The 12,519-nt window shown below is 56.4% G+C and carries 11 protein-coding genes; 10 read left to right on the top strand and 1 reads right to left on the bottom strand.

Annotated elements, in window-relative coordinates:
• Nucleotides 1-63: 63 nt before the first annotated feature.
• Entirely contained in the window at nucleotides 64-3,366 is a 3,303-nt protein-coding gene (locus ACH518_RS14525) for a bifunctional diguanylate cyclase/phosphodiesterase (protein ID WP_445370613.1), read from the bottom strand.
• A 303-nt stretch (nucleotides 3,367-3,669) separates the two neighbouring features.
• Here ACH518_RS14525 and ACH518_RS14530 point away from each other — a divergent pair, with 303 nt between their 5' ends.
• Genes ACH518_RS14530 through gspD form a run of 10 tightly spaced genes read left to right on the top strand, consistent with a single transcriptional unit; the run spans nucleotide 3,670 to nucleotide 12,508 of the window.
• Nucleotides 3,670-4,887 (top strand): type II secretion system F family protein, encoded by a 1,218-nt coding sequence (locus ACH518_RS14530; RefSeq protein ID WP_445370614.1) that lies wholly within the window; start codon nucleotides 3,670-3,672, stop codon nucleotides 4,885-4,887.
• A 22-nt stretch (nucleotides 4,888-4,909) separates the two neighbouring features.
• Nucleotides 4,910-5,335, top strand: coding sequence for a type II secretion system major pseudopilin GspG (gene gspG, locus ACH518_RS14535; protein WP_140911242.1), 426 nt, complete (start codon nucleotides 4,910-4,912; stop codon nucleotides 5,333-5,335).
• Entirely contained in the window at nucleotides 5,336-5,827 is a 492-nt protein-coding gene (locus ACH518_RS14540) for a GspH/FimT family pseudopilin (RefSeq protein ID WP_140911241.1), read from the top strand.
• Nucleotides 5,814-6,227, top strand: coding sequence for a type IV pilus modification PilV family protein (locus tag ACH518_RS14545; protein WP_445370615.1), 414 nt, complete (start codon nucleotides 5,814-5,816; stop codon nucleotides 6,225-6,227). Before ACH518_RS14540 ends, ACH518_RS14545 begins: the two co-directional genes overlap by 14 nt.
• A complete protein-coding gene (locus ACH518_RS14550; protein WP_445370616.1) occupies nucleotides 6,227-6,922 on the top strand; it encodes a prepilin-type N-terminal cleavage/methylation domain-containing protein in 696 nt (231 codons plus the stop codon). The genes ACH518_RS14545 and ACH518_RS14550 overlap by 1 nt, the downstream gene beginning before the upstream one ends.
• A gap of 25 nt (nucleotides 6,923-6,947) precedes the next feature.
• Nucleotides 6,948-7,880 (top strand): type II secretion system minor pseudopilin, encoded by a 933-nt coding sequence (locus ACH518_RS14555; protein ID WP_278211883.1) that lies wholly within the window; start codon nucleotides 6,948-6,950, stop codon nucleotides 7,878-7,880.
• Entirely contained in the window at nucleotides 7,861-9,024 is a 1,164-nt protein-coding gene (locus ACH518_RS14560) for a PilN domain-containing protein (RefSeq protein ID WP_445370617.1), read from the top strand. Before ACH518_RS14555 ends, ACH518_RS14560 begins: the two co-directional genes overlap by 20 nt.
• A complete protein-coding gene (gene gspM / locus ACH518_RS14565; protein WP_140911237.1) occupies nucleotides 9,017-9,595 on the top strand; it encodes a type II secretion system protein GspM in 579 nt (192 codons plus the stop codon). The genes ACH518_RS14560 and gspM overlap by 8 nt, the downstream gene beginning before the upstream one ends.
• On the top strand, nucleotides 9,592-10,203 hold the full coding sequence (locus tag ACH518_RS14570) for a hypothetical protein (RefSeq protein WP_140911236.1): 612 nt from the start codon (nucleotides 9,592-9,594) through the stop codon (nucleotides 10,201-10,203). Before gspM ends, ACH518_RS14570 begins: the two co-directional genes overlap by 4 nt.
• Nucleotides 10,193-12,508: a type II secretion system secretin GspD gene (gspD, locus tag ACH518_RS14575; protein ID WP_445370618.1), complete on the top strand. Its 2,316-nt coding sequence runs from the start codon at nucleotides 10,193-10,195 to the stop codon at nucleotides 12,506-12,508. The genes ACH518_RS14570 and gspD overlap by 11 nt, the downstream gene beginning before the upstream one ends.
• Nucleotides 12,509-12,519: the final 11 nt, after the last annotated feature.

Consider the following 12,519-nt stretch of genomic DNA (forward strand, 5'->3'; position numbering starts at 1 on the left):
CATTCTAACAGGCGGGCGGACTTGACTGCGATGCGCGCCGCGTATCCGTTCCGGTTAGCGGTTTTATCCGGCCGCGTCAGCCACCATAATCCCGGTTGCGAACAAGCGCTCGAACTGCTCGGCCGGCACCGGCTTCGAAATTAAATAGCCCTGGCCGTAATCGCAGCCTATCCGTCGCAACAACTGGTATTGCTCTGCGGTCTCGATACCTTCGGCGACCACTTTGATCCCCAACTTGTGCGCCATTACCACGATCGCTTCGCACAAGGCCATATCGCTGGATTCCGCTACCATGTTGCGCACGAAGGTCTGGTCGATTTTGATGTAGTCGATATCGAACTTTTTCAGGTAAGCCAGCGACGAATACCCGGTACCAAAGTCGTCCAGCGCCACCTGAATCCCGGCATCGCGGAATACTAACAATTGTTCGCGACTGGCGTCGCTGGCTTCCAACAACGCACCCTCGGTAATTTCCACAACTACGCTGTCGCCCGGCAAACCTAATCCCTGCAACACTGCCACCCAGGCCTGGCTCTCTACGGCCTGCTTTCGAAACTGTACCGGGGATTTATTGACGCTGATTTGAAACTGGGGTTGGTACAACTCGCGCCATTGTTTGAGCTGGCGCACCGCGTCGGCGAATACCCAATCGCCGATTTCGACGATACTGCCGGTGTCCTCGGCAATCGGAATAAATTCGGCCGGACTGACCATCCCCAGATCCGGATGTTGCCAGCGCAGCAGTGCTTCGGCTTTTGCCAACCGACCCGAGCCGAAGTCGACTATGGGCTGGTAATGCAACAACAACTGGTTTTTTGCCAACGCCGCATGCAGATCGTTTGCCAGACGCAGACGCTTTTGCGATTGCAGTTGCATTTGCGCGGTGAAATATTGGTAACGGTCGCGGCCTTGGTTTTTGGCGGCATACATGGCTTGGTCGGCGTTCTTCAACAGCGCTTCCGAGTCATTACCGTCGTCGGGAAACACGGCGATGCCGATGCTGGCGGAGATATAGGCGATCTCATTCCCCAAGGAGAAAGGCTGGGCCAATCGCTGCAAAATGCTGTCGGCAATCCGGTCTACGCTTTCGGTGTGTTCCAATTCGCCCAGAATGATCGTGAACTCGTCGCCGCCGAGCCGGGCAATACTGTCGGAATCGCGCACGCTTTCGCTCAGCCGGTGTGCGGCTTCTTTCAACAATACATCGCCCATGAAATGGCCCAGGCTGTCGTTGACATCCTTGAACCGGTCAAGATCCAAAAACATCAGCGCGACTTTTTGGCTGTGGCGTAAAGCTTTTTTGATTTCCCGGTCCAGACGGTCCAAAAACATATTGCGGTTGGGCAGACTGGTCAGCGGATCGAAATTGGCCTGGCGCCAGATCAATTGCTCGGATTTTTTGCGCTCGGTAATATCGGTAATCAAAGCGACCCGCCGATGCACACCGCCGGTTTCGTTATAAATGGAATTGACCGTTACCCAGTGGACGCAATCCTCCCCGTTTTTGCGGCGGCCGCCGATCTCTCCGGCCCAATGCCCCTGAGTATTGGTTACCCGCAACACGGTTTTGAAAAAAGCCTGATCGTGCTGTTCCGGGCTCAGGCCGGTGAACGACCGACCGATGACTTCGTCGGCGGCGTAACCGGTTACTTTGGTAAAGGCCGGATTCACGGTAATGATCAGCCCACTGCCGTCGGTCACCAGCATCGCTTCGCTACTGTTCAGGTAGACCAGCGAAGCGAGCTGCATTTCCTGTTCGGCCAATTTGCGCGCCGTGATGTCGTCGTAAACGCCCAGCACCCCAATCGGCCGGCGCTGGGCGTCGCGTAGCGGGACTTTCGAGGTCTTCAACCAGACGGTATTGCCGTGCGGATCGATTTGAGCTTCCTCGTAATCCAGTTTCGGCGCATTGCTCCGGATGACCTGCAGGTCGTCGGCCCGGTATTTGTCGCCGAAGTCGCGCCAAGCCAACTCGCTATCCAATTTGCCGATTAATTGTTCCGGCCCGGCCAAGCCCGCGTCGCGGCTGAAAGCGATATTGGCGCCCAAGTAACGCGAATCCAGGTCTTTCCAAAATACCCGGCTGGGAATGGTATCGATCACGGTTTGCAGCATATCGACCGACTCCGCCAGCCGCCGCATCGCCTCCACCCGGTCGGACACGTCGTGCAACATCAGAAAATTGGTGGCGGCCGGCGTGTTGTCCAGCACCACGTTATTGACCAATACCGTGTGCAGGCTGCCGTTTTTGGCACGGACCGCCAACTCCTGCGGCGGCGACAGTTCGCCGGATTCGTCGTAAAGCCGGCGGTATTCGTGCCAGCGGCCGATCACTTGCTGGCGGTACTCGGCATCGGGATGCGCCAACCACCACCACTCGGCCAAACTCGGAATATCGCTGCGGTCGTAACCGAAAATTTTGACGAAGGCCGGATTCAAATAATCGATACGCCCCTGGGTATCGTAAACCACGTAAGCCACCGGCGATTCGTCGATGATGGCGTGAAACCTGGTCTCGCTGGCCGACAAGGCTTGGTGAGCCGCGAACAGACGCTGATAAGGCCGTTGCACGCTCGACACGAATATCGAACGGTAGATAAAGGCATAGGCAAAGACTTTGTAGACGTGGCCGAGCAGAATGTACAAATCGGCGACGCTGGTATAAAACGTGACGAACAACTCGCTCATCGCCATGACCGCGGCGGCGGCGGCCAAACCGGCGGCATCGCAGTTACGGCGCCAACGGGCCTGGTAAACGAATACCACTGCGATCAAGCCGTACAGGGCTGCCAACAGGTACTCGCTATTTTTCTTGAACGGCGTCAGGCCGGTAGTTTCGTCGAAGGTGGCCGGCAACCGGGCCTGATGGAAAAATACCAGCCAAGCGCCGACGCCGCACAGGCCGATCACGCAAACCAGCACGGACCAGCGAAACGCCGGGGACAATAAACGTTTGCACGGTACCGCGCAGGCAATTAACCCCACTGCGGCAAGGCTTCTGGCCATCAGCCAAAATGCAATGGCTTTTTCAGGTCCGCTCTCGCTAACGAACGCCGGCATGCCTTTGAAAGACAGGGTATGCAAAAAATCCAGCAAGGCGACGCCGAGAAAACAGCACGCCATCACCACGAATCCGCCCGAATTTTCTTTTTGGTAGACGCTCCAGCCCACCGCGAACACCGACGCGGAAATTACGATGGAAACGCCTTCCATCAGATTGTGGGTCGACAACGAATGCGGCTGAATTTGCCGGGCCAACTCGGCGACCGGAAGCGTCAGGCTGGCAAGTTGAATCAGCAACAAGCCCATAACCGATACCAGCAAATGCCCAATGGCTTGCGGTTCTTTGCTGATGGCTTCGGTCATCTTGGGTCCCGGATCAACTACGCGAAAATTTAATTGGCGGTGGTGCGACGATTAACAGACTGAGAAAACTAAGGCCATCGGCAATATGCCGTAGCTGAACTGAATTTTAACCGTAAATCCGTTTTGCTTGGGGATTTTGGCAAACGCCGGTTGCAAGCGGCTCGCGCCCGACCAACCCAACTCTCATTTACCCGCTTGAACCGAGTATCGGCCGGCGGTTTTTGTAATTGGCCGGCAATTAGGCCAAAATGAGCGGCCGACATCGGCTTACCAAGACTACCCTCGTTTCGCGAGTACCCGGCCATGGCCTTATTTTCTTACAAAGTTGTCAACAATCTGGGCGTCACCGAAGAAGGCGTGCGCGACGCTGCCGACGAAAGAACGTTGCTGTTGGAACTGCAAAAACAGGGCTTGGTGCCCATCCGTATCGAGCCGGCAAAAGACAAGACTTTTCTCGGTTTCAAACTCAAATCCGCTGCGGTCAGACTGTCGCAAAAGGAAATCGGTATGTTGACCGGCGAACTGGCAACCCTGCTGGAGTCGGGCTTGCCGTTGGATCGCTCGTTGACGATCTTGATGCAGCTGACCGAGGAAAATCCGAAACTGAACAAACTGGTCGGCGAGGTGCTGGAAAAAGTCAAAGCCGGCAAAGCCCTGGCCGATGCCCTGGAAAGTCAGAGCGGGGTATTTTCCCGATTTTATTTGAACATGATCCGGGCCGGCGAGTTGGGCGGCAATCTGGGCGGCGTACTGCAGCGGCTGGCCGAATATCTGGAGCGGTCGCAGGAACTGAAAGACACGGTCAGCACCGCGCTGATTTATCCGGCAATCCTGTTGGTGATGTCGCTGGCCTCGCTGTTCGTGATGCTGACTTTCGTGGTGCCGCAATTCAAGGAAATGTTCGACAGCGCCGGCCAGGCTTTGCCGGTGCCGACCCAAATCGTGGTCGGATTGGCCGAATTTCTGCAGCGGTATTGGTGGGTGATGCTGCTGGCGATCGTGATCGCGGTGCAAACCCTGAAAAGCCAACTGGCCGATCCGGCCGGCAAAAAGGCCTGGGACGGCCGTTTTCTAAAAATGCCGCTGTTCGGCGAAATTGTGTTGACCATGGAAGTCGCCAATTTCAGCCGGACCTTCGGCACCTTGTTGGGCAACGGCGTATCGATTTTGAAATCGCTTGGCATCGTCCGGGAAACGGTCGGCAATACGGTGCTGGCCGACCTGCTGGAACAGGCCGAGGCGCAATTGAAGCAGGGGCGGACCATGTCCGAAGCCTTGGCCCAGCAAAACCTGTTTCCCAAACTGGCAGTGCAAATGATTAAAATGGGGGAGGAAACCGGCCGGCTGGAGGAAATGCTGATGCGGGTTGCCCTAATTTACGATAAACAGTTAAAAACCACGATACAACGGATGCTGGCGCTGCTGGAGCCGGCCTTGATTATTTCGCTGGGGTTGATGATAGGCGGCATCATCGTTTCGATACTGCTGGCGATCCTGAGCGTAAACGATCTGGCATTTTAAAAATAAAAATGGAGTCGACAACATGAAATTAACCTTGCACCGCCACCGCGGTTTTACTTTGTTGGAACTGCTTGTGGTGTTGGGCATTATCGCGATGCTGGCCGGCATCGTCGGCCCGCAAGTCATGAAACATATGGGTGCATCCAAGACCAAGGCGGCCAAGGTCCAAATCGAGGACCTCGCCGCAGCGCTGGACATGTACAAACTCGATGAGGGCCGTTATCCGACCACCCAGCAAGGCTTGACGGCACTGGTGGAAAAACCGGCCGAGGCCAAACGTTGGAACGGTCCTTACCTGCGCAAAGACAAAATTCCGCTGGATCCGTGGAACCAGGAATACCACTACGTTTTCCCTGGCCAGCACGGCAAATTCGACTTGTTCAGCCTGGGCGCCGACGAGAAGGAAGGCGGCGAAGGCGAAGACCAGGACATCAACAGCTGGGAATAAATGGCTGCCCTGCCCGCTTCGGCCAACGCACTCCGGCGTCCGCCGCGGTCATGCGCCGGATTCACGCTGATCGAACTGGTGGTGGTATTGCTGGTCGCCGTGCTCGGCTTCGCGGCACTGGGCGGCAGCATCGGCTCCGGCAATAAAAGCACCCAACTGCAAGCGCTGGCCAGAGATCTGGCCAGCGCTTTACGCTACGCCCAGGGCCAGGCGCTGGCCACGCAACGCCAAACCAGCGTCGCCATCGACTTGCGCAACAACAGCTATCAAATCAGCAACCGCGACAAAGTCTATACCTTCGCCGAAGAGGTCGACGTGTCGCTGGTCGTCGCCGAAGAGGAATTCGGCGCCGACCAAATCGGCAGCATCCGCTTTTTCGGCGACGGTTCGTCGACCGGCGGCCGCATCACGCTGGAATGGGGTAACCAATTACGCCGGATCGACGTCAACTGGATTACCGGCGAAGTCAGGATATCGGATGCGGCGGCATAAAGGCTTTTCGCTGCTGGAAATCCTGGTGGCGTTTTCGATCATGGCGATTGCATTGAGCGTATTGCTGCGGGTATTCGGCGCCGGCGTTAACAATGCCGTCATATCCGAGGAATACACTATAGCCGTGCAGATCGCCGAATCGTTGATGGCGCGGACCGGCGTGGAAACCCCGCTCACGGTCGGCGACAGCGAGGGCAGCGAGGGCGACAAATACGACTGGCTGGTCCGAGTGGCGCCGGCCTCGAATCAACCGGCCAAGCGCAGCCTGCGCGAGCCCGATCCGAACAGCGAAAACGCCGCACAACTTTACTCGGTGCAGGTTGGCGTCAGTTGGGGCGACGGCGACCAACGCCGTAGCGTGGAATTAACGACATTGAAATTGCAGCAAGGCCAGGGATAGTGTTTCCCCGCCAATCTAACGGCTTTACCTTGATCGAAATGCTGATCGCGATCACGCTGCTCGGCGTGATGGTGACCTTGCTGTTCGGCAGTTTGCGGATTGCGGCGCAGAGTTGGCATAGCGGCGAAACCAAAATCGACCAAGTCAACCGTAAAGCCGTGGTCTACCAATTTTTCAAACACCATTTGAGTGCGGCCCGGCCGTTGCCTGAGTTCGTCGCTGCCGAGCGCGACGACCTTCAAGCCCCCCCCGAGCCGGAATTGCCCAAACTTAGTTTTCAGGGCCTGCCGCAAAGCTTGCGCTTCGTTGCCGCGCTGCCGGCCGCTTCGGCGCGCAAAGGTCTGCAAATCTTCAGCATCGAACCGGCCCGCGACCGGACGTCTACATTGAACGTCACCTTGACCCCCTACCGGCGGCAAGTGGATGCCGAGCCGGAGCCGGTGGTGTTGCTGGAGGACGTCCGCAGCTTCCGCATCAGTTACTTCGGCGCCAAGAGTCCGAACGCTGGCGACGCTCCGGTCTGGCAGGACGACTGGCTGGACGCCGAACGTTTACCGAGCCTGGTCAAAATCCATATTGCGCTCAATGACGACAGCTTTTGGCCGGATATGATCTTTCCGCTGCGGATCGACGCCGCCGCCCCGGCCGGCGATAACATCGGCCAGCAAACCTCGCTGCCCCCCGATGCCGAGTAATCCGTCCCGGCCACGCCAAACCGGAATGGCGCTGGTGATCGTCATTTGGATTTTGACGCTGCTCAGCGTGATGGCGGGCAGTTTTACGCTGACCATGCGGCGGGAAAGCGGCGTTAGTTCGGCTATGGTCGGCAACGCCCGCGCCTCGGCGCTGGCGGAATCCGGTTTGAATTTGGCTGCACAGGGCCTGCGTCAACCCGATCCGGAACAACGCTGGCGGGTCGACGGCGCGATTTACCGGTTGGCTGGCGCCGATAGCGAACTGCGAATTCGGGTTTTGGCCGAATCGGGCAAGGTCGATATCAATGCAGCCGGCGAAGAATTACTGCTGGCGGTACTGTCCTATGCCGTCGAAGATGATAGCCGGCGGCAACAACTGATGGATGCGATCATCGATTGGCGCGACGCCGACGACGAACCGCGGCCGAACGGCGCCGAAAAGAAACACTACCGCCAGGCGGGCAGATCATACCCTCCGGGCAATGCCCCCTTTCAATCGCTGGAAGAGTTGCAAATGGTGCTGGGCATGGACGAAGCCATATTCGAACGGATCCGGCCCTGGATCACGGTCTATTCCGGTCAGCCCGAGCCGAACAAAAGCCTGGCGCCGCCCGAGTTGCTGCGCATCATCGATGCCCGGCTGAAGACACAAAATATTCATGATGTATACTTGGAGCGACGTCTGGCCAAACAAACCGGCGATAACGGGCCGGACGGCAATCAAACCGAGGCCGGCTTGGCGGATCAGGAACAAACCTTTACCATTAGCTGCGAAACACTGCTGGCGGACCAGTCAACCGCGTCAATTACGGCGGTGGTGAAGTTTGAAAACCAAGATATCGGACAAGCGCCCTACCGCATCCTGGATTGGCAGCAGGGTCGACAAGAATCGTCGTTATTCGACCCGGAAAAGGAACCCCAGTTAATCACTGTGCAAGATGAGCTTACTAACAACTAACGACGTCGATCTGAAGCGGTTTTGGCAATGGTGGAGCGGAGAGCTGGCTGCTCTGCTGCCGACCGGCCTGAAACGGCTGCTCAGCGACCGCAGCGGCGTCGCCATCTTCAGCCCCGACCACAGCAATTTCCGAATCGATTTTCATCGGGAAACTGCAAGCGAAAACACCGTAATCTGGCAACTCGATTCCAATGCCGCGGACGCGTACCGGAACCTGAAAAATCTGAATCCCGAACTGGACAAGGCCGAGTGCCTGCTGCGGTTAAACCCCGGCCAAGCCTTGCAAAAACGCTTGTTTCTGCCTGCCGCCGCCCAAGAAAATCTGCAACAAGTCGTCGGCTTCGAACTGGACCGCTACACCCCGTTCAGCACCGAGCAGGTTTATTTTGCCGCCAACGTGCTAGGCAAAACCGAATTCGGCCAAATCGAAGTGTTGTTGGTGTTAACACCGAAACCGCTCCTGGACGATTGCCTGGCCCGGCTGCAGGCGCTTGGCGTACAACCGGCCGCAGTCGATTTCAGTCCGGCGACGACGGTTTATCCCGCTAACGTCCCGCGTTACACCTTGTTGCCGGAACAATACCGGCCCCGGCCAAATAACTGGGTGCGCACGGTACATTGGAGCCTGAATGCCTTGTTACTCCTGTTGCTGGTCGCCGCCTTGGCTTGGCCGGTCTGGCAGGAAGGCGAAGCCGTCGATACCTTGAAACGCCAACTGAAGACATTGGAGAAAGAAACCACTCTGATCGAAGCCCAGCAAAGCGAAATAGACGCGCTCCGCGAGCAGACCCAACGTCTGATCGGCATTAAATCCGATTCGCCATCGCTCGTTGCGGTTTTAAACGAACTCAGCGTCTTGTTAAAAGACGATACGTGGTTAACCCACTACCAATACGCCGAAAAACGTTTACAAATACAAGGCCAGTCGCCGGCCGCATCGTCGCTGATCGGGGTACTGGAAGCCTCGCCCTACTTCAGTAACGTCAGTTTTGTCTCACCGTTGACGCAAGACAAGGCAACCGGCCGCGAACGGTTTCAAATCAGCATGGATGTCGCCGCGCCGAAGCCGGAAGACACGGCAGCAGATGCGGAAACGCCCGCCGCCGCGGAGGGCGACAACTCCGAGGAGGCACAGCATGAATGAAGCCCGCTATCAGCGTTGGCTGGCGTTGGGCCTGTTGGCTGCAGTGGTGCTGGTTGTGGTGTTGGCCGCCCTGTTGCCGCTGTTCAACACCTGGCTGGATTACCGCGAGCAGAAGGAAACCTTGTTATTCCGCCTGCAACGCCAGCAAACCATTGCCGCCCGTCGCGACAGCGTGGCTCAAAACCTGGATTTTCTGCATCAACAGTTTCAACAGCAAGGCTATTTGAGCGATAGCGATACCGAATCGCTGGCATCGGCGGAATTGCAAAACATCATCAAAACTGCCGTAACCGACGCCGGCGGCCAATTGACCAGCACTCAGGGATTACCCGGCAAAACTGAAGACGGTTTCATGCGGATCCTGGTCAAAGTCCGCATGAGCTGCAGCATGGAGGCCTTACGCGCCGTGTTGTACGCGCTGGAAACCAACGTCCCGCTGTTATTGGTCGACCAGCTGGACATTTCGCCGGTACGCGGCGCGCGCAACCGTAGCAATAACAAGCTGGAGCCGAGCTCGCAATTGAATGTCAGCTTTCAAGTCGTCAGCTTTATGCGGGCCAAGGCGTCATGAATCGTAAGTTGTTACGCTTGCAATTGCTGACTTGCGCCGCACTCGGCACCGGCCTCGGCGGCGAGTGGCTGGTCAGCCGTTACGCGGCGCAGGAACTCGACGGCCAACTGGCGGCCCGAGACCAAATCGGATTCGAGGCCGAACAATTACCCGCTATCGCTGATGCCCCGCGCCCTATCGACAGTTACAACGATATCGTCGAGCGGCCGATTTTTATCGAGGGGCGCCGGCCGCTGGTCGAAACCAAAGCCAACGACCCCATGCAGAACAGCGACACCAGCCAGATCGACGACTGGTCGCTGATCGGTATTTACGATAAGGGCGGCAAACCGACCGCGCTGTTCAGCAAGCGTAACGAAGCGCGGAAATTCCTGAAGATCGGCGAAGAACAAAGTATATCCGGCTGGCAATTGAAACAGATTCTGGCCGACCGGGTCATCCTGCAACAAGCCGGCCAGGACAAGCCGGTCATGTTGCGCAAACCGCGAGCACAAATCAAACCGCCGCCCGGTAAACCCGCGCCCCGGCCCCCGGCGCCGGCCAACGTCAATGCCAGACCGATTGAACAAGCACCCAATGAAATACCCGAGACACTCAATGACAACTAACAAAATTGGCGTTCCCCCGATGTTGGTGTTGGCGCTGTCCATGGCCGGCTGCGAGTATATCGGCCCGCAGTTGCACCAAAAATTGCCGATTGCCGACAACCAACGGATCGGCGACGATCAGCCCATTCCGGAGCTGGCAAATGCGGATAAATCGGCCGAGAACCGGACCACCAAAGTCGAATTGTTCCCGAACGGTGAAGCCAGCATTACCGCGCACAATACGCCCAGTACCGCCGCCAAATCCGGCGCCAAATCCGGCGCCAAAGGCGAATATAGCCTGAATTTCGACGATGCCGACCTCGGCGAAGTCGCCAAGGTGATCCTGAGCGACATCATGGGCCGCAATTACACGATCAGCCCGCAGGTCACCGGCAAGGTCACTCTGCAAACCTCGAAGCCGCTGACCAAGGACGAGCTGCTGCCGACTCTGGACATGCTGCTGGGTTTGAATAACGCCGCGTTGACCGAGCAAGGCGGAATGTATCTGATCAAACCGGCCAACGAGGCCTTGTACAGCAGTTCGATCAATTCGTTGACCAGCGCCAAAATGCCGAACGGCTATCAGGTACGCATCATCCCGGTGAAAAACGTGGCCGCGACCGAGCTGTCCGAGATCCTGAAGCCGCTGATGCCGGAAAAGTCGGTTTTGCATGTCGACCCGAGCCGCAATATTTTATTGGTGGCCGGGTCCGGCAACGAAGTCGCGCGAGCGATGGAAGTGGTCAATACTTTCGATATCGATATCATGAAGGGCCGCTCCTTTGCGTTGTTCACCCCGGCCAATGTCAGCGCCGGCAAGATTATCGAAGAACTGGAACAGATTTTTAATAACAAGAAAGCCAAGGACGAAGAAGCCAGTTTCTTCCGTTTCATCGAAATTGAACGCCTGAATGCGGTATTGGCAATCACTCATCAAGCCAATTATCTCAAAGACATTGAAAACTGGGTGTTGCGGCTGGACCGGATCAATCCGGCTGCGGCCGGCGGCGTCAACGTCTACCGTTGCCAGCACGTCAGCGCCGGCGATCTCGCCGACACCTTGAGCGGCATTTTCGGTAGCGGGGTGCAACGCAGCAGCAAAGCCTCGATCGCTTCGGGTCGCAAATCCCTGTCAGCGACCAACAAAAGCTCCAGCGGTACCTCGTCAAGCGCCAGCAGCATGGGTGGCAGCACCGGCAGCAACCGGCAACAGGATTCCGCCAGCGAACGAACCCTGAGCGACCGCACCGACCGTTCCGCCAACCGCAGCTCCGGCGCGCTCGGCGGCAGTTTGAGCGGCGGCAGCGGCAGTGGCGGCGGCAATAATAACGATATGCCGAACGTCAAAATCCTGGCCGACGAAGGCAATAACGCCTTGATTATCGTCGCTACGGCGCAGGAATATGCCGTGATTCAGCGTGTGTTGAAGCAACTGGACGTGTTGCCGTTGCAGGTGATGATCGATGCGACAATTGTGGAGGTAACGCTAAAGGATGATCTGAAATATGGACTCCAATGGTATTTCAATCATAACAATGGTGGGACGAATGCTATTTCAGGAGGAACCGGCAGTGGTCTAAATTTAACAAACCTCGCTGAAAACCTTGCTAAAGGCGTTGGTAGCGGCGGCTTTTCATATGCCTTTACAAGCGGTTCCAGGGACATAAATGCGGTATTGAACGCAAGCGCGATAAAAAATAACATCAATGTTATTTCATCCCCATCTTTGATGGTGCTGAACAACCAGGAAGCTTCGATCAAGGTCGGTGATTCAGTGCCGACGCGCTCTTCTGTTTCCACTAACTTAACTTCTGGCGGCGCTAACAATACTCCTATTCAAACCAGCTCCATTCAGATGGTCGATACCGGTATCAATCTTGCCGTAAGACCAAGGGTCAATTCTGGCGGCCTTGTTCTTATGGATATTTTACAGACCGCGAATAAAGCGATTGCATCAAATACTGGTCCGAATGCAACAAATCAAAATATCGACTCTCCCACGATTCAAAAAAGAGAGATCGAAACCAGCGTCGCGGTACAAAGCGGCGAGACCATTGTGCTGGGCGGTTTGATCGACGACAAAAATGAATATCTGCGCGACGGAGTACCATTGCTGTATGAAATACCACTGTTAGGGCCTCTTTTTGGCGGCACAACTCGTGCTAACAACAAAACTGAATTGGTTATTTTACTTACTCCACGAGTCATGAAAAGCCGCCAAGACGCACAAGACATTACCAAGGAGTTCAAACGCAAATTGTCCGGCATCTATTTTCAAGAACCGTTCGAGGTCGATGTCGAGAAGGTCGAACCCAGCGAGCAATAACGCTACCGCAT

It is taken from the genome of Methylomonas sp. HW2-6, from assembly GCF_052474525.1.

Excerpts from the sequence above, each read along its gene's own strand:
- ACH518_RS14525 (WP_445370613.1), bottom strand. The coding sequence starts at position 3,366 with ATGACCGAAGCCATCAGCAAAGAACCGCAAGCCATTGGGCATTTGCTG.
- ACH518_RS14530 (WP_445370614.1), top strand. The coding sequence starts at position 3,670 with ATGGCCTTATTTTCTTACAAAGTTGTCAACAATCTGGGCGTCACCGAA.
- gspG (WP_140911242.1), top strand. The coding sequence starts at position 4,910 with ATGAAATTAACCTTGCACCGCCACCGCGGTTTTACTTTGTTGGAACTG.
- ACH518_RS14540 (WP_140911241.1), top strand. The coding sequence starts at position 5,336 with ATGGCTGCCCTGCCCGCTTCGGCCAACGCACTCCGGCGTCCGCCGCGG.
- ACH518_RS14545 (WP_445370615.1), top strand. The coding sequence starts at position 5,814 with ATGCGGCGGCATAAAGGCTTTTCGCTGCTGGAAATCCTGGTGGCGTTT.
- ACH518_RS14555 (WP_278211883.1), top strand. The coding sequence starts at position 6,948 with ATGGCGCTGGTGATCGTCATTTGGATTTTGACGCTGCTCAGCGTGATG.
- ACH518_RS14560 (WP_445370617.1), top strand. The coding sequence starts at position 7,861 with ATGAGCTTACTAACAACTAACGACGTCGATCTGAAGCGGTTTTGGCAA.
- gspM (WP_140911237.1), top strand. The coding sequence starts at position 9,017 with ATGAATGAAGCCCGCTATCAGCGTTGGCTGGCGTTGGGCCTGTTGGCT.
- ACH518_RS14570 (WP_140911236.1), top strand. The coding sequence starts at position 9,592 with ATGAATCGTAAGTTGTTACGCTTGCAATTGCTGACTTGCGCCGCACTC.
- gspD (WP_445370618.1), top strand. The coding sequence starts at position 10,193 with ATGACAACTAACAAAATTGGCGTTCCCCCGATGTTGGTGTTGGCGCTG.